Source organism: Aeromonas sp. FDAARGOS 1410, assembly GCF_019048745.1.
In the GTDB taxonomy this organism is placed as follows: domain Bacteria; phylum Pseudomonadota; class Gammaproteobacteria; order Enterobacterales; family Aeromonadaceae; genus Aeromonas; species Aeromonas jandaei.
In genome coordinates this window covers 422,105-439,869 of sequence record NZ_CP077401.1, presented here as the reverse complement: position 1 = coordinate 439,869, position 17,765 = coordinate 422,105, and the positions used below count along the sequence as shown (strand labels likewise).

Below are 17,765 nucleotides of genomic sequence, written 5' to 3'. Positions count from 1 at the left end.
AGATACTAACCAGAGGGGGTTGTGAGCGGGTATTTTGAAAGAAATGACCTGTTTTAAAACACCATTTAGAGTTTAATTTTGAAAGTTGATATTAACATCTCGATAACCAGAGGCGGTGTGGATAAACGCCAGAGGATTAATCTGACGATATTTTACCCTGATGCTGCTCCCATTTTGACCACAATCCGTTTGCGCAAACAAAAATGAGCGCCTAAATTAGCCAGCATTGACAATTCCGTGGCAGAGCTCGTTAAAACCAAGCCTTTATTCGGGAAATCTGCTAATGTTCCGCCTTTGAAAGTCAGGAGACAGAGATGGCAACAATCAAGGATGTCGCCTCCCGTGCAGGCGTATCCATCTCCACCGTCTCACATGTGCTCAACCACACTCGCCGGGTCAGCGAAGACGCGACCCAGAAAGTGATTGAGGCGGTGGCAGAACTCAACTACGCGCCCAACTCGGTAGCGCGCAGTCTTAAAATAAATTCGACCAAAACCATCGGCATGCTGGTCACCACCAGCGTGAACCCCTTCTTTGCGGAAGTGGTGCAAGGGGTGGAAGCCTACTGCTTCGAGCAGGGCTACAGCCTGATCCTCTGCAACACCGAAAACCAGCCGCCCCGTCAGCAGCACTATCTGCGCATGCTGATGGAGAAGCGGGTGGATGGCCTGCTGGTGCTTGGTACCGACATCGACGCTCAGCTGCGCGACATGCTGCGCATCCACAAGAACGTGCCGCAGGTGGTGCTGGATTGGGGAACCGAGTGCGATTTCGCCAACGTTATCAATGACAACGCCCGTACCGGTGCGCGCATGGCCATGCGCTATCTGATGGAGCAGGGCCACCGCGACATCGTCTGCATCACGGGTCAGCTCTCCAAGCCGACCACCCAGCAGCGACTGGACGGGGTGCGCGATGCGCTGGGCGAACATGGTCTGACCCTGAAAGAGGAGCAGATCTTTGAAGGGGATTACGAGAGCCAGAGCGGTTTCGATGCCATGCAGCGCATCCTGACCCTGCAGCCTCGCCCGACTGCGGTGTTTGCCTTCGACGATCCCATGGCGATCGGCGCCATCTGCGCTGCCTGGGAAGCCGGGATCAAGGTGCCGGACGATATCTCCATCATCGGCTACGACGACGTGGAGATGGCGCGCTTCTCCAGCCCGCCGCTGACAACCATCCGCCATCCGAAGGCCGAACTGGGCCAGCTGGCGGTGAAACATCTGGTCAGCCGGATCCGCAACAAGGAGCTGGAAGTGGAGTCGATGACGGTACAGCCAGAGCTGATCGTCCGTCGCTCGGTCAAGCCGCTGCGCTGATCCTGCCCTGTTTGCAACGAGAAACCCCCTCCATCGCGAGGGGGTTTCTGTTTATGGGCGGTTTACTTCAGTTCCGGCCAGTAGGCTTTGTTGGCCTCTATCAAGTCATCGAGAATGGACTTGGCTACCGATGCACTGGGCACTGTCTTGGATAGGGTGATCGCTTGCCACAGCTTCTGGTAAGAGTGCTCGACCCAGGCTTCGACCACCAGTTTCTCGACCGCGACCTGCTGGCCCATCATGCCCTGCTGGAACAGCGGGATGCTGCCCACTTGCAACGGCTCTGGCCCGCTGCTGCCGACTAGGCAGGGGATCTCGACCATGGCTTCCGGGTCAAAGTTGGGGATGGCGCCGCGATTCGGAACGATCAGCAGCATCCGCTCCTGGGTGTTGAAGGCAATGGCGGTTGCCAGGTCAACGATATAGGAGGCGTGCTCATCTATCTCCAGCTCGCCCGCTGCTGAATTACCTGCCTTGACTATGTCGCTACAGGCGGTGAAGACCTGCTTCTCGCGGTGCTCCATCACCTCGTTGGCACGGGTGTGTTCCGGGTTGGAGTGTGCCACCACATAGTCCGGGTAGAGGTAGTACTTCAGATAGGTGTTGGGCAGGGTATCCGGGTCGAGCGCCCATACATCCCTGGCCTTGGCGAAGGTATCGTTCCAGCTTGCTTCGGCATGGCTGGCGCTATTGGGCACATAGCCGTGGCGGGCGACGTGCTCCTTGATCTTCGGCATCAGGTCGTTGCCTTCCAGATCCTCGATGCGGGTCCACCAGCCAAAGTGGTTGAGGCCGTAGTAGCGTACCCGCATCTCTTTGCGGGATTTGAGACCGGCAATCTGGGCCATGCGCCCCTCGATCCCGATCGGCATGTCGCAGATGTTGAGGATTTTGGCGTTGGGACGCAGGCGACGGGTCGCTTCAGCCACAATGGCGGCCGGGTTGGAGTAGTTGAGCATCCAGGCATTGGGTGAGTACTGCTCCATATAGTCGACCAGCTCCAGCACCCCGCCGATGGAGCGCATGCCATAGGCGATACCGCCCGGGCCGCAGGTCTCCTGACCGACCACGCCATGACGCAGCGGGATCTTCTCGTCCAGCTCGCGCATCGGATATTTGCCAACCCGGATATGGGCCATGACGAAATCTACATCGCTAAACGCTGCTTTGGGGTCGGTGCCATAGCTGAAGGCGATCTCGGGAGCCTTCTCTTTCAGCAGGATTTTGCAGGCTTCGGCGATGATCTCCTGGCGGGCACCATCGTTGTCGTAGAATTTGATCTCCTTGAGTGGGAAGCGATGCTGATTTTCCAGCAACATCAGAACGATACCAGGAGTAAAAGTGCTGCCACCACCGGCAATGACTACAGAGAATTTTTTCATGATCATGACTCCATTACTAAAGACGATTGTTGATGACTGTTGTTCATAATCGATTCCATATTTTCACGTACCTGAGGTACATGCAGACCGATAATTACCTGGATACTATCGCCATGGCGGACGACCCCATGGGCACCCAATTTAATAAACTCCTCATCTGCTGCGGACAGCTTGCTGTTAGCCAAAGATATTCTTAAGCGGGTAGCGCAATTATTCAGGCTGCGTATATTTTTGACTCCACCAAGCGCTTCGATAATTTGCGCTGCGCTATCACTACCACGCTGTTTTTTGGCTGCCTGATAATCTGATTTTGAATAAAGCTTTATTTCACTGTCTTCCCGCCCCGGTGTTTTTAGATTGAGGCGGATAATCAGTGCGCGAAATACCAGGAACCAGATTCCGGTAAAGACCAACCCGATTGCGATCTGAGTGAACATCATTCCCGCATGGTTGTGGAACATGGGTATCCAGTTCTGCGGCAGGAACTGGTCGAGCAGCCCCCCGCCCATGTTGCCGACCACACCAAACAGATACATTACCGTCGACATGGTTGCTGCCAGCAGGGCGTGGATGGCAAACAGCAGCGGTGAGATGAAGAGGAAGGTGAACTCCAGCGGCTCGGTGATACCGACCAGAATGGCGGTCAGGGTGGCCGGGATCAGCAGGCCTGCTACCTTGGCCTTGTTCTCTTTGGCTGCTGTGGCGTAGATGGCCAGAGCAATCCCCATGGCACCGAAAATCTTCGAGTTGCCATGCAGGGCAAAACCACCCTGAGGGAACTGCTCAATCAACGGGCGAGTGCTCTGGCTGAACTCCAGCATGTGCTGTGCCCAGTAGAGTTGAATGCCACCCTCCACTGCTGCAGGGCCGAAGATGAAGGGGCCGTAGATAAAGTGATGCAGGCCGGTCGGGATCAAAATTCGCTCGAGGAAGGTGTACACCCACACCCCGACCGGACCCGAAACCAGCATGAAGTTCTGCAGGGAGGCGATGCCCATCTGTACTTTTGGCCAACCGAGCAGTGTCAGCCAGGCACAGGGGATCATCACGAAGAAGGCGACAATGGTGACAAAGGAGCTGCCCTGAAAGATGCCGAGAAAGACCGGCAGTTGGCGATCAAACAGACGGTTGTGCAGTGCCGTCACGATGCCGGAGATGGCGATGGCCCCTATGATGCTGGTATCCAGGGTCTTGATTCCCGCGACCATGGCGAGGCCACTTTCGCCCCCTACATCTTGACTGAAGTCGACCCCAAAATAATTTCCCCAGGTCATCCCCATGGCGTTGATAAAATAGTTCCAAGTCATGAAACTGACCAATACAGCCAGACAGGCTCTGGCTTGTGCCTTATTTGCCAGGCCGATTGGCAAGCCAATTGCAAATATTAGCGGCATATTTCTGAATACTGTCCAGCCACCCTCTTCAATAATATGGATTATCTGGAAAAACAGTCCTTGTGGATTTGCCAGTGATTCACCGACAAACATCGGGTTTTTCAGCATAATTGCAATGCCTACTACCATACCTGCAAAAGGAAAAAGCAGTACAGGAGTGAACATTGCTCCGCCAAAGCGTTGAATTTGACTGAGCATATATTATCCCTTGGTTGAAATAGCTAATCGAATCCTTGCCGGTGTTGCCAGATGCAAATTAGCAACGATAAAAAGATACCTCATGAAATATCTTGGAATTATGTGATCTGACGCATGCAGTTATTTAGACAAAGATGTCTAACTTTTGAGATATTGTTGTACCTCTTTATTTGGTAGTGTTTTTACAGCTTTTTTTGAACGATAAGTGGTTGTTTTAACTTGCTTATATAAATTCATAAAAGGGAAGGTGGTGGGTGTCAGTGCAACAGGGGATGTCTAGCAGTGATCTATAAATCGGTGGCTGATCGACTCAGGATCAGGGTAAACGGTGCCGAGTGCCGGGTGGGAGATGTGTTGCCAGGCGAAAAAGCGCTGGCAGAACAGTATGGAGTCTCCCGCATGACCATCCGCAAAGCGGTAGACATGTTGATCGAGTGGGGATTGGTCGAGCGGCGCCACGGCAGCGGCACCTATGTGACGAAAAAGGATGTCCAGCATGAGACCAAAGGGCTGAGCGGATTTACCGAACTGATGCGCGAGCAGGGGCGCACTTTGACCAGCCAGGTGTTGGAATTTCGCACCATGCCTGCGCCACCAGCCATCGCCAGTCAGCTGCGGGTGAAGGTGAATGAACCCGTCTATTACTCCAGCCGGATCCGCTCGGTGGATGGCCGGGCTCTGCTGCTGGAAGAGAGCTACATGCCGGTCAGGCTGTTTCGCAATCTGTCGGTCGCCCATCTGGAAGGGTCAAAATTCGACTATATCGAACGGGAGTGCGGCATCGCGATTGCGGGTAACTATGAGTGCTTCAGTGCCGTGCTGGCCGATCGGGTGACTGCCGAGCTGCTCCATATTGAGCAGGGAGCCCCTATCCTGCGGCTCACCTCACTCTCATACAGCGAGAGCGGAGAGTTCCTCAACTACTCCATCATGTTCCGCAATGGTAACGACTACCATGTCGACTACCACCTGCATCGTTTTCGTTAATCTGCTCGCCAGCCTGCGGGCTGGGTATTGCAGGGATGCCTGGTACCTTATGAAGCAGGAGATGACCGGGCTAGAACGTTAGTCATGGCGCTGATAATCAAAGGGCTGACAGCGATGTCAGCCCTTTTTCATTGCGTGGTTACTCGGTCATAGCTGAGCCGGAAAGAATTACTGGATAGAGACCGACAGGGTATGGGGCACCTGCTCGCCACGGCGGGCGGAGGCGCGCATCTGATAGACCTGGATCAGATATTTGCCGGAGGCAGGCAGCTTGCCCTGCCACTGCTCGCCGACTGCGCCCGAGCTGAGCGCTTCGGCCTGACCGGGCACCGCGCTGGGGGCAAAGACATTGAAGTTGGCATTGCTGCTGCCGGAGATGCCGACCGTCATGGTCTGGCCCGCTTTCGCGACCAGCGTGTAGTTGATGGTGTCATAGCCTGCGAAGGTGCCCTTGATCTGGGCACTGTGGGCCCCCTTGGCGAACTGCACCGGCACGGTCGTCACCTTGTCGGCCGCCTGAGCACCGGTTGCCATGGCCAGAGTCAGCAAGACGGCCATTATGGATCTCTTCATCTCTCAACCTCCCTATTTATTAACTTTTTAATCAACAAAGCCTGCGGTTTTACGCCGGTAGCTTACCAGATGCTGCGTCATGACCCGGTAACATCACCAAGTGTGGTCGTTTATGGTCAACGGGTCGCGATCTTTATGCGGCCAGTTATCCCATGGAGGCAAACGGATATGTGATCAGGGCCGTGCTCCTGATACAGGCCGATCCGCAAAGAGGGCATTTGGCCGCTAAGATGAGGTGAAGAGGAAAAATGGGAAATTAACCCTCTAAACTCAATACTGACACCGAATATGGACATGGACTCAACCTGACGAGGACGTTGTATGCTGTATCGCTGGCTTGCCCTCTACTCCCTGCGAACCTTCACCCTGTGGTGCGTTGCCCTGATAGTGTTCACCCTGTTTGCGACCAGCGCGCTGGATCAGCGCTTGAGCCGACAGATGGCCGCCATGGATGAAGAGACCGCCCACCTCAATAGCACCCAGAACCTGTTGCAGGAGCTGCGCTACCACACCACCCAGATCCAGCAGTTTCTGACCGATGCCTCCCTGACCGGCGATGTCGGCTCAATGTCCGAGGCACGCAGCCACTCTGAAGCAGCGCAGGCTCTGTTGCCTTCACTGGCGGAGGACAAGCTTGATCTGCAGCAACTGCTACAACAGCAGATGGCGGTGGGCCAACAGATGGTCACCGCCTATCAGCAGCAGGGGGCCGAGGCGGGCAACCGGGTGATGAAAGCCGATGGTAGTGGTTTTGATGCTGTTTCCGCCTCCATCGCCGACCAGGTCGGCGGGGCGTTGCAGCGCCATGGGCAGGAGCTGGCCGACAATCGCGAATCTAACCTCGCGCTGCAAGAGAGTTTCGAGACCCAGATGGTGGCACTGCGTCTGCTCACCTGCCTGCTGGTGCTCGCCATTCTGGGCGTTCTGCTGCTCAAGGTGCTGGTGCCGCTCAAGCAGCTGGATCGCAACCTCGAGAACCTGGCTCACGGCAGCAAGAACCTCACCTTTCGCCTGCCGGTGATCGGGCGGGATGAATTTGCCAAGCTGGCGCTCACGTTCAACCACTTTATTGGTGATGTGGACCACATCATTGCCACCGTGCAGGGTGTGGCGGAGCAGAACAACCACAGGATCGGTGGCCTGAAAGAGCAGACTGATCTCACCCGACAGGGGATGGTTCAGGTGCAGACCAATACCGACATGCTGGCCACCGCCATCAACGAGATGGCCAGCACGGTGCAGGAGATCGCCCGCAACACCGAAGAGGCGCGGCTGGAGACCGAGCAGACCCAGCGCGAGGCGCTTACCGGGCAGGGTCGGGTCGAAGAGGCGATGGAGATGATCCACAAGGTCGCCAGCGGTATGGAGCAGGCGGCTGGCACCATCAACCGGCTGGAGCAGGAGAGCAACCAGATCGGCGAGATCGTCAACGCCATCCGCGCCATCTCCGAGCAGACCAACCTGCTGGCCCTCAACGCCGCCATCGAAGCGGCCCGCGCTGGCGAGCAGGGACGCGGCTTTGCGGTGGTGGCCGACGAGGTGCGCACCCTGGCGAGCCGTACCCAGAACGCCACCGTCGAGATCCAGCAGAAGATTGAGCAGCTGCAGCGGCGCACCAGCGAAGCGGTCAGCACCATGCACGAGACCACCCGTCAGAGCGAACAGGCGGTGGTGCAGGCGGGCGAAGCAGGGCAGACCCTGCACGCCATCGTCTCGGCGGTCGAGCGCATCACCGGGCTCAACACCCAGATTGCCACCGCTGCCGAGCAGCAGTCACAGGTGGCCGAAGAGACCAACCGCAGCGTGGTACAGGTGGCCGACATCGCCCACCAGACGCTGGCGCTCACCCTGCAAAGTTCCCGCAGCACCAAGGAGGTGGGCTTTGGCAGCGAAGAGATCCGTCTGCTCGGCAGCCAGTTCCAGGTCAGCCACCGCACCGAGCACGCCAATAACGAGGATATCGTCCACTGGAGCGAGGCCTTCAGCGTGCAGGTGGCCGAGATAGATCGCCAGCATATCGGCCTGTTCGATGCCATGAACCAGCTCTACCGCGCCATTCAGGATGGCAGCGGCAGCGATCAGGTGAAACAGCGGCTCGACCGGCTGGTGGGGCTGGCCAAGCAGCACCTGCTGGACGAAGAGAAGCTGATGGAGCGGGCCGGTTACAGCCAGCTCACTCCCCACAAGGGGGTGCACGTCAAGTTGTTGCAGGATCTGGAGCGCCACCTCGGCAGCTTTGCCCGCGGCGAGCCTGATGCTGACCTCAATATCGTTATGTTCCTCAAGAGCTGGCTGATCGACCATATCTTCCGGGTCGACAAGCAGTACGTCACCGAGCTAAATGCTGCCGGGATCCACTGATCTCGCCGCTTGCCCAACGCAACCAAACGAATCGAGGCGCCCATGGCGCCTCGATTCGTTGATAGCAAAGCAGGAATAGCGGTAACCGCTTACAGGCTGGCGAAATCCACTTTGGGCAGGGTTTCGAAGCCGGGACGGGCAAACAGATAGCCCTGCATAAGGCTGACGCCCATCTCCCGCAGGCAGGCCATCTCTTCGCGGGTCTCGACCCCCTCCGCCAGCGGGGTGATCTGCAACTCGGCAAGCAGGGCCAGACTGTGGTGCACTATGGCTTGCCGGGTCGGGTCATGGTCGATGCCGCGCAGCAGGTGCATGTCGAGCTTGACGATGTCGGGGCGAAAATCGGCCAGCAGACTGAGGCCCGAGTAACCGGCGCCAAAGTCATCGATCGCCGTCTTGAAGCCGAGCGCCTGATAGTGATCGACGATGCCGCGAATATGGCGGTTATCCAGCACCTGCTCCACCTCGGTGAACTCGAACATGATCTGCTCGATGGGAAAAAGATGCTCGCGAGCCGCCTGCAGGGTGGTGCGGATGCAGCGCTCCGGGCGGTAGACCGCATTGGGCAGAAAGTTGATGCTCAGCATGCCCCGCATATCGAGGCGGGCGGCCAGCGCGATGGCCTTGATCCGGCACAGCTGGTCGAAGCGGTAGCGATTGCCGTCGTTGACCCGGGCAATCACGCTCTGCGCCGGCTCGTTGTTGAGCCCCCGCACCAGCGCCTCGTAGCCGAAAATAGTGCGCTTGCTGCAATCGACGATGGGCTGAAAGGCCATGGTGAAGTCGAAGTCGAGATCTGCTTTCTCCTGACACAGCTGGCAGATGGCGGGGGACGGGGCGGCAGGTATATCCATGACTCTCCTCTCGGGGCGTGGCGGCGCTGGGGACTGTCTCAAATGATAACAGCTCGGCTCTGTAAGCAGGGTAATTTCCCGGTAATACGCAGCCACTCCCCTTGAGGCACCAAACGTTACCCCGTTTTCTGCAAGATATGCGGCAAGGGCGGGCGCGGATGGCCTCGCTTGTTTGCCAGAGATCGGGCGATGCCCCGTTGGCACCCGTTATCGCCGCTGGTGGCCGCCAACTCCGCCAAGGCAGTCGGTATAAACAGAATTTATGGGTTTTTGGATAATGACCCAATTTTTACTTATGCATGTTTGCAGTGTGTCCCGATGCCGCTGATTGGCCCGTTCACCGCCCGCAAAGGGCAATGGCCGATCTTGATCAACCGGCATAGAGCGCCAGCCAATGCCCTGTAGGTTCGATTAGCGCAGCGTAATCGGACGATCGAATGGCCTTGGTTGCGGATGTTGCCGTGCAACAGAGGCGGCCAGCCGGAGGGGGAATTTGGCTGGCCGTGATAGATGGAGAGACGATATTTGTGAATTCTAAGTTACGTTACATTATTATTAGCTGCATAATTTCCTTTATACGCAGCCCACACCTCATTCAAGCGAACAGAAATATCCTTCCCATCTCTTGCTATAAAGTTACGCAAAACTTTTTCAGTCAACTCTTGATTGCCAACATTAAGTAAATGAATGTATGTTATATATAGCAGTGATATTCCATGTCGAATAGCTGTTCTGTTTTTAGATGAAGGTGATTCTTCATTCAGCCATAGTGTTAAAAATGGAATTATGTCTTGATGATATTCACTGTATAAGTTTGATAATTCACCTATAGTATTTATATTCATGTTTTTTAAACGTTCTAGATGAACGGATAACAACTCTGAATCGGAATCTATAATAGGGCAATTAAATACAGTGCTCATGCTTTCTTCTAGCGCTGTTACTTCTGCGGTGGTCATTATGAAAGCTTTGAGTGAATCTATATTTAGAGTTACTTCAGTTGGTGCGCTAGTTAGTTTGTTAGGCAGGCTGTCAATATATGTGGAGATAGTTTTTTTTATAGAAACGAACTCGTCATCCACCAGCTCAAGTAGACTTGATAGTCTTGAAAATTTTCTTCTGACTACGTCAGGTATTTCAATTTCTGACTTATAACCAAGGTCATGTTCAATTTCAGCCCATGCATGTTGAAGTATTGACCTGATTTGTATTTCAAACCTAATTCCATTGAATTGACGATATTCAGGTAAAGTCGTTCTCATAGACTTATGTTTGGCTATAATATGTAAGCTCATATATCCAAACCTGTCAGGTTCTAGGGATTTTCTTTTGTCTATTGAGTTTTGGTTGTCAACATCAAATTCAGCTTTTATAAGGTCTGAAACTCTATCTAACTCGTCCGAAAAGTATGTTGTTATTCGGATTCCAACAATGTCTGTAATGTCGGTTAGTGAGTTATAATTCTTCTCAGGCCTATTTATCTTGCCACGAAGACTATCTATGCTTTTTGTTCTGCTAGAGATAGAGTGGATATGAAGAGATTGGTTATTTAATAACGTTGATATTAGACTGCTGGTGATTTTTTCAAGAGATAAATAAACGCCTTGTTGTTCTTCATATGAGTTAATTATTTCTTGATGCTCACTCATTTAATATATCCCTAAATAAAATTCATTCTTAAAACTAATCTAAGGCCATTTTCTTAAAAAACGGCGCCCTGTGGCGCCGCTTTCTTATCAAAAACCCAACCAAGATCACTGCAGCAGGGAGATATCCGCGACTTGCAGGAACAGGTTGCGCAGGTTGTTCAGCAGCGCCAGACGGTTGGCCTTGAGGGCCTCGTCGTCGGCCATCACCATCACTTCGTTGAAGAAGGTATCGACCGGCTCGCGCAGGGCGGCCAGACGGGTGAGGGCAGCCTGATAGTCGCCGGCTGCGAACAGCGGGGCCAGTTCGGCTTGCAGTTCGGCAACCTGGGTGGCCAGCGCCTTCTCGGCGGCATCGACCAGCAGTTCCGGTTTGACGGCAGTCGGCAGTTCGCCTTCGACCTTGGCCAGAATGTTGCTCACGCGCTTGTTGGCGGCAGCCAGTGCCAGTGCGGCATCCAGGGTGCGGAAGTGGCTGACGGCCTTGACGCGACGATCGAAGTCGAGCGGACGGGTCGGGCGGCGGGCCAGTACGGCCAGCACCACGTCGGCACCGATGCCTTCGTCCTGATAGGCGGCGCGGAAGCGGCCCAGCATAAAGTCGACCACGTCGGTGACGACGGTTTTGTTGGTCAGCTTGTCGCCGTAGACGCGTACCGCTTCTTCAACCAGTTCAACCAGATCCAGATCCAGCTGCTTCTCGGTCATGATGCGCAGGGCACCGATGGCGGCGCGACGCAGGGCGAACGGGTCCTTGTCACCCTTCGGCAGCATGCCGATGCCGAAGATACCGGCCAGGGTGTCGAACTTGTCGGCCAGCGCGACGGCGCAGGCAACCAGACCGGACGGCAGGGCATCGCCGGCAAAGCGCGGCATGTACTGCTCGTTGAGGGCCAAGGCCACTGCTTCGTCTTCGCCATCGTGACGGGCGTAGTGCATCCCCATGACACCCTGGGTGTCGGTGAACTCGCCGACCATGTTGGTCATCAGGTCACACTTGGAGAGCAGACCGGCACGGCGGGCCTGAGTCACGACGGCACTATCGCCACCACTGATGCGCTCGGCGATAAAGCCGGCGACGGTCTCGATGCGCTCGACCTTGGCCTTGACGGTGCCCAGCTGTTGCTGGAACAGCACGGTTTCAAGGCGCGGCAGGCGAGAGGCCAGAGTCTGCTTGAGGTCGGTCTTGAAGAAGAACTCGGCGTCTGAGAGACGGGGGCGAACCACCTTCTCGTTGCCGCTGATGATCTGGCTCGGATCTTTGGACTCGATGTTGGTGACGAAGATGAACTTCGGCAGCAGCTTGCCGTTCTTGTCGTAGACCGGGAAGTACTTCTGGTCACCCTTCATGGTGTGAACCAGCGCCTCGGCCGGAACGGCCAGGAACTTCTCTTCGAAGTTGGCGGTCAGCACCACCGGCCACTCGACCAGTGCGGTCACTTCTTCCAGCAGGGCGTCGTCCAGATCGGCAACGCCACCGAAGGCGGCAGCGGCCGCTTCGACGTCAGCCTTGATCTTGGCCTTGCGCGCCATGAAGTCGGCAATCACCATGCCGCGCTCCTGCAGGATCTGCGGGTACTGGCTGGCGTTGTCGATGGTGAACTCGCTCTCGCCCATAAAGCGGTGACCGCGAAGGGTGCGGGCAGAGTCGATACCCAGAATGTGAGCAGGAACCAGCTCGCCATCCAGCAGCAGGGTCACGGTGAAGACCGGACGCACGAACTGGATGGTCTTGTCGCCCCAGCGCATCATTTTCGGGATCGGCAGTTTGGCCAGTGCGGAGGCGACCAGTTCGCCCAGCAATTCTTTGGCCGGACGGCCTTCGACCTTGGCGGTGTGAACCAGCCACTCACCCTTGTCGGTGACCAGACGCTCGGCCTGCTCAACGCTGATGCCGTTGCCACGGGCCCAGCCTTCGGCAGCCTTGGTCGGCTTGCCTTCGGCATCGAATGCCTGAGCCACGGCCGGGCCGCGCTTCTCGACGCTCTTGCTCGGCTGTTCGCCAGCCAGCTCGCTTACCTTCAGCGCCAGACGGCGCGGTGAAGCAAACCACTCAACGTCGCCAAAGGCCAGATCGGCCTTGGTCAGTTCGGCTTTGAAGTTGTCGGCAAAGGCTTCGGCCAGGGAGCGCAGGGCTTTGGGCGGCAGCTCAGCAGTACCGATCTCTACCAGAAATGTATGTTGTGCCATGTCCGTTCCTTAACCTTGCTTGTTCTCACTGCGCTGACACATAGGGAAGCCCAGCGCTTCGCGGGAGGCGTAGTATGCCTCTGCCACGGCCTTGGTCAGGGTGCGAATGCGCAGGATGTAGCGCTGACGCTCGGTGACCGAGATGGCCTTGCGGGCATCCAGCAGGTTGAAGGAGTGAGCGGCTTTGAGAATGCGCTCGTAGGCAGGCAGCGGCAGCGGTTTTTCCAGTGCCAGCAGATTCTGGGCTTCCTTCTCGTACTGCTCGAAGCAGTGGAACAGGAACTCCACATCGGCGTGTTCGAAGTTGTAGGTGGATTGCTCCACTTCGTTCTGGTGGAACACGTCGCCATAGGTGGTCTTGCCCAGCGGGCCGTCAGACCAGACCAGATCGTAGACGCTGTCGACGCCCTGAATGTACATGGCCAGACGCTCGAGACCGTAGGTGATCTCGCCGGTGACCGGCTTGCACTCGAGGCCGCCAACTTGCTGGAAGTAGGTGAACTGGGTCACTTCCATGCCGTTCAGCCACACTTCCCAACCCAGACCCCAGGCACCCAGAGTCGGGTTTTCCCAGTTGTCTTCCACGAAGCGGATGTCGTGGATTTCAGGATCCATACCCAGCTCTTTCAGGGAGCCCAGATAGAGTTCCTGAATGTTGTCGGGGGAAGGCTTGATGATCACCTGGAACTGGTAGTAGTGCTGCAGGCGGTTCGGGTTTTCACCGTAGCGGCCGTCAGTCGGACGGCGGGACGGTTGCACGTAAGCGCAGGCGATGGGCTCCGGGCCCAGGGCACGCAGACAGGTCATGGGGTGGGAAGTACCGGCACCCACTTCCATATCCAGCGGCTGAATGATGGTACAGCCCTGGCGGGACCAATAGTCCTGCAGCTGCAGGATCAGGCCCTGAAAGGTTTTGACATCGAATTTTTGCATAATTTTTTTCGCGCGAAATGAAAATCAGAGCAAGATTTGCTGAATGTGAACCGAGGGAGTATACCGTCTGGCATGGTCGGATAATAGGCGAAATTGCAGCGGATTCGCGGGATGGTGCTGCGCTCTGGCTGGTCGGGCGGGCTGTCCGGTATATGATGTGAGCAGTGCCGCCTGCTGAGTGGGCAGGGTCGGGCAAACCGCTGAAATAACAGGGGAGAGGAAATGGAACTGCGCTGCGCCTGGGTGACCAAAGACCCGGAATATATTGAATACCATGACAAACAGTGGGGCAGGCCGGTCTATGACGCCCGCGAGCTGTTTGCCAAGCTCTGCCTCGACGGCCAGCAGGCGGGACTGTCGTGGATCACTATTCTCAAGCGCACCGAGAGCTATTACCGCGCCTATGCCGACTTTGATCCGCAGCGTATCGTGCAGTTCGACGAGCAGGATGTGGAGCGGCTGATGCAGGACAGCGGCATTATCCGCAACCGGCTCAAGGTACAGTCGATCATCAAAAACGCCCGCGCCCTGCTGGCGCTGGAGGCCGAGGGCATCGACTTCGTCGATTATCTGTGGGGCTTCGTGGGCGGCGCCCCCATCGTCAACCAGCGCCAGGGCAATGGCGATATTCCGGCGACCTCGCCGGAGTCGGATGCCATGTCGAAAGCGCTCAAGAAACGCGGCTTTACCTTCGTCGGCAGCACTATCTGCTACGCCTTTATGCAGGCGGTGGGGATGGTCAACGATCATCTGGTCAGCTGTCCTTGCCACGCCGAATGCCAGCAGGCCACCCGTCAGCCCCGCACATAGTTCTGTCAAACCGGCCCCGAAAACAACAATGCCAGTCATGGCTGACTGGCATTGTCCGGTTGCTGGCAAGGTGAAGGAGGGTTACTTCACCCCCGCCTTGATCATGCAGTCGCTGTACTGCTTGTCCACCCGGAAGATGTGGTTGAGCAGCCAGTTCTTGAGGAAGATGATCATCTCCATATTGCGCTCCTGCTCGTCGCCCCCTTCGCGGCGGATCAGGGCGCCCAGCTCGGCCAGCAGCTTGGCATGCTCCTGCTTGTGGCGTTGCAGGTCGGGGTAGCAGGCCTGCTCCATGCTCTTCTCTTCATCGGCAAAGTGCTGGGTCGCCAGCTTGAGCAGCTCGTCCAGCCGCTGTTTGCGCTGCTGGGGCGAGCTGTTGTCACGGACGGCGTGGTAGAAGCGGTTCATCGCCTCGAACAACCCCTGATGCTGGCGGTCCACGCTCGGTACGTTGACCATAAAGGATTCGTTCCAGTGCAGCAGATCTTGCTCGTTGCCGTTGAGCGCTTTTGAGTTGACCTCGAACTGATCGCTGACCAGACGGATCTCCTCATTGGCCTGATTGAGATCCCGGGTGTGGGTGCGGCTCTCGCGCGAAAGGTCCAGACACTCGCGGGCGATGTTGGCGACCAGCATGACGTTGCGGTTGGTCTCTTCGGTCACCTTGGCCTGCTGCTCCGCGGCGGTGGCGATCTGGCCGTTCATGTCGGCTACCCGGGTGATCGCCTCGACGATGGCTCCCAGAGTTTCGCCGGTGCCGGCCGCCTGATTGACCGCCTGCTCGCTGACATTGCGGGTAGTGTGCATGGTGTTGACCGCATGGCGGGTGTTGTTCTGCAACGCTTCGATCCGCTGCTGGATATCGACGGTGGCCGCCTGGGTACGGATGGCCAGCTGGCGCACCTCGTCGGCCACCACCGCAAAGCCACGCCCCTGTTCGCCAGCCCGGGCCGCCTCGATGGCAGCGTTGAGGGCCAGCAGGTTGGTCTGTTCCGAGATGGTGCGGATCACCTGCAAGATGTTGCCGATCTGGGTGCTCTCCTGATCCAGCTGGGTCACTTCACCGGCGGATTGCTCGATGTGGTCAGCGACCTGACGGATCAGGGCGATGGTCTGGCTCACCTGCTGCTGGCCATCGTGGGCCTGCTGCTGGGTGAGCAGGGTATCCTGACTGGCCTGCTCGGTGTTGTGCTCGATGTTGTGGACGGTGGCGGTCATCTCGTTGATGGCGGCCGCCAGCATGTCGGTGTTTTGCTGGGCTTGTTGCATGCTGTTGAAGGTGCTGCCGGAGTGGTTCATCAGCAGAGCCATCTTGTCATGGGTCTTGTGGGAAACCTGCTGCACCGAGCCGATCAGGCTGTCGATATTGTCGAGGAAGCGGTTGAACACCTTGGCCAGATAGGCGAATTCGTCCTGCCCCTGAATGCGCAGCCGGAAGGTGAGATTGTGGCTGCGATTGGCCAGCTCGACCAGCTGTGCCATCAGCTGCTGCAGGGGCTGCACGGTTTTGAGGTGGATCAGCAGCAGCATCAGCATGATAACGGCCAGGCTGACGACCAGCAGGATCATATCCTGGCTCTGCAGGGTCTGGTTCTGATTTTCAATGGCCCGCTCCTGCTGCTGCAGTTGTTGCCGCTGCTGTTCGAGCGCCTGTTCGACAGCGCTGGATATGCTATCGGTCAGCGCATCGAAGCCCTGATCCGGCTCTTTCATCAGGCGGTTGCCCGCCTCACGTCCCTCTTTGAGATAGGCATCGACCATTCGCTTGCCCACATCCAGCTGACGGGTCAGCAGGGGGGTGAGGGCACTCTGCAACCGGGGCAGGGTGTCGAGTAGCTGACGAGCCGCCTGAGCATGCTGCTCTGCCTCGCCGATGGAGTCCTGCTCCCCCGATACGGCGGCATCGGTGAGGAATTGTTGTACCTGGGTAGTGTGGTAACGCAGCTCCTGCAGCGCTATCTGGGCGTTGGTGATCTTGATGACTTCGCCCGGTAGCAGTCCGAGCTGGCTGGTCAATGTGCTGCGCCAGATGTTGCTCAGTACCATGGTCAGCAAGATGATGAGGCTTGCCCCCAGCAGCAGGCGCCGGATCGATATATTGCGAAGCAGTGAAGACATGGAACCCTCGGATGCCCTATTGACAGTACCTTCAATAGTAGTCAATGGAGCCACCCAACGGCCTGCCTTTCATCACATATCCTGTCTCGTCATCAGGTTTTCCCCTCTGGTTCAGGGAAGAGCAAGTTCAATGACCGATACTGCCCTTTTCTGCCCGGTGTGACTCTCTTTCTGCTGACGTCACACCTTGGCACACCTCTGGGGTAGAATGCCGCCCTTCAGTTTATCGAGTTGTTTCTTTGAGGTTTTTTCATGCATTTCAAGACTCTGGTTCCCGCTGTTGCACTCGCCGTTGCCCTGAGTGGCTGTACCACCAACCCCTACACTGGCGAATCCCAGACCTCCAAGGGCGCCTGGGGCGCGCTGGCCGGTGCCGCTGCCGGTGCCGCAGTAGGCGCGCTCTCCTCCAGCAAGGGTGACCGCAAGAAGGGTATCCTGACTGGCGTGGCCGCCGGTGCCGCGCTGGGCGGCGGTATCGGTTACTACATGGATGTGCAGGAGGCCAAGCTGCGCGAGAAGCTGCAGGGCACTGGCGTCAGCGTTACCCGTAATGGCAACGATCTGATCCTCAACATGCCGAACAACGTCACCTTCGACAGCTCCAGCTCCCAGCTGAAAGCGGCCGGTGCCAACACCCTGTCCGGCGTGGCCATGGTGGTTGCCGAGTTCGACAAGACTCGCCTGAACGTAGTCGGTCACACCGACAGCACCGGTTCCCGCGATCTGAACATGAAGCTCTCCCGCGAGCGTGCCGATGCCGTTGCCGCCCAGCTGATTGGTCACGGTGTTGCAGGCAGCCGTATCGCGACCACTGGTGTAGGCCCGGATCAGCCGATTGCCAGCAACAGCACCGCAGCCGGCAAAGCCCAGAACCGCCGCGTCACCATTACCCTGACCCCGACTGCCTAAGTCGCTCGGGTTTCGGTAACGAAAAGGCCCCGCCAGTGATGGCGGGGCCTTTCTATTGGAGCCGTTGCGAGCAATGGCTCCCTGTTCCCCT

The 17,765-nt window shown here is 57.0% G+C and carries 13 protein-coding genes; 5 read left to right on the top strand and 8 right to left on the bottom strand.

Annotated features, from left to right (window positions below; all coding sequences use genetic code 11):
* The first annotated feature begins 314 nt into the window (after positions 1 to 314).
* Positions 315 to 1,319 carry a substrate-binding domain-containing protein gene (locus I6L40_RS02045; RefSeq protein ID WP_033112863.1) on the top strand — a complete coding sequence of 335 codons (1,005 nt, stop codon included), beginning with the start codon at positions 315 to 317 and terminating at the stop codon, positions 1,317 to 1,319.
* 62 nt (positions 1,320 to 1,381) lie between these two features.
* Here I6L40_RS02045 and I6L40_RS02040 read toward each other — a convergent pair whose 3' ends face one another.
* Complete coding sequence (locus I6L40_RS02040) at positions 1,382 to 2,707, bottom strand: 6-phospho-alpha-glucosidase (RefSeq protein WP_216994919.1); 1,326 nt, start codon at positions 2,705 to 2,707, stop codon at positions 1,382 to 1,384.
* Positions 2,704 to 4,293: an alpha-glucoside-specific PTS transporter subunit IIBC gene (locus I6L40_RS02035; protein WP_071914725.1), complete on the bottom strand. Its 1,590-nt coding sequence runs from the start codon at positions 4,291 to 4,293 to the stop codon at positions 2,704 to 2,706. The genes I6L40_RS02040 and I6L40_RS02035 overlap by 4 nt, the downstream gene beginning before the upstream one ends.
* Before the next feature lie 282 nt (positions 4,294 to 4,575).
* Between I6L40_RS02035 and I6L40_RS02030 the strand changes: the two genes are divergently transcribed.
* On the top strand, positions 4,576 to 5,280 hold the full coding sequence (locus tag I6L40_RS02030) for a GntR family transcriptional regulator (protein ID WP_005357335.1): 705 nt from the start codon (positions 4,576 to 4,578) through the stop codon (positions 5,278 to 5,280).
* A 168-nt stretch (positions 5,281 to 5,448) separates the two neighbouring features.
* Here the strand turns inward: I6L40_RS02030 and I6L40_RS02025 are convergent, their stop codons facing one another.
* On the bottom strand, positions 5,449 to 5,853 hold the full coding sequence (locus tag I6L40_RS02025) for a g-type lysozyme inhibitor (protein WP_216994918.1): 405 nt from the start codon (positions 5,851 to 5,853) through the stop codon (positions 5,449 to 5,451).
* A 321-nt stretch (positions 5,854 to 6,174) separates the two neighbouring features.
* On the opposite strand from I6L40_RS02025, the gene I6L40_RS02020 reads away from it, so the two are divergent.
* Positions 6,175 to 8,214, top strand: coding sequence for a bacteriohemerythrin (locus tag I6L40_RS02020; RefSeq protein ID WP_216994917.1), 2,040 nt, complete (start codon positions 6,175 to 6,177; stop codon positions 8,212 to 8,214).
* Between the two features lie 89 nt (positions 8,215 to 8,303).
* Here the strand turns inward: I6L40_RS02020 and I6L40_RS02015 are convergent, their stop codons facing one another.
* The 4 genes from I6L40_RS02015 to glyQ form a co-directional block, all read right to left on the bottom strand.
* On the bottom strand, positions 8,304 to 9,068 hold the full coding sequence (locus I6L40_RS02015; RefSeq protein ID WP_216994916.1) for an EAL domain-containing protein: 765 nt from the start codon (positions 9,066 to 9,068) through the stop codon (positions 8,304 to 8,306).
* 539 nt (positions 9,069 to 9,607) lie between these two features.
* Positions 9,608 to 10,717, bottom strand: a complete 1,110-nt coding sequence (locus I6L40_RS02010) for a GTP pyrophosphokinase family protein (protein ID WP_216994915.1) — start codon at positions 10,715 to 10,717, stop codon at positions 9,608 to 9,610.
* Positions 10,718 to 10,822: 105 nt separating this feature from the next.
* A complete protein-coding gene (glyS, locus tag I6L40_RS02005) occupies positions 10,823 to 12,904 on the bottom strand; it encodes a glycine--tRNA ligase subunit beta (RefSeq protein ID WP_216994914.1) in 2,082 nt (693 codons plus the stop codon).
* Between the two features lie 9 nt (positions 12,905 to 12,913).
* Complete coding sequence (gene glyQ, locus I6L40_RS02000) at positions 12,914 to 13,837, bottom strand: glycine--tRNA ligase subunit alpha (protein ID WP_005339464.1); 924 nt, start codon at positions 13,835 to 13,837, stop codon at positions 12,914 to 12,916.
* A gap of 222 nt (positions 13,838 to 14,059) precedes the next feature.
* On the opposite strand from glyQ, the gene I6L40_RS01995 reads away from it, so the two are divergent.
* Entirely contained in the window at positions 14,060 to 14,647 is a 588-nt protein-coding gene (locus tag I6L40_RS01995; protein WP_071914716.1) for a DNA-3-methyladenine glycosylase I, read from the top strand.
* Between the two features lie 81 nt (positions 14,648 to 14,728).
* Here the strand turns inward: I6L40_RS01995 and I6L40_RS01990 are convergent, their stop codons facing one another.
* Positions 14,729 to 16,765 (bottom strand): bacteriohemerythrin, encoded by a 2,037-nt coding sequence (locus tag I6L40_RS01990; protein WP_216994913.1) that lies wholly within the window; start codon positions 16,763 to 16,765, stop codon positions 14,729 to 14,731.
* A gap of 252 nt (positions 16,766 to 17,017) precedes the next feature.
* Between I6L40_RS01990 and I6L40_RS01985 the strand changes: the two genes are divergently transcribed.
* Positions 17,018 to 17,674, top strand: a complete 657-nt coding sequence (locus I6L40_RS01985) for an OmpA family lipoprotein (RefSeq protein WP_216994912.1) — start codon at positions 17,018 to 17,020, stop codon at positions 17,672 to 17,674.
* Positions 17,675 to 17,765 lie beyond the last annotated feature (91 nt).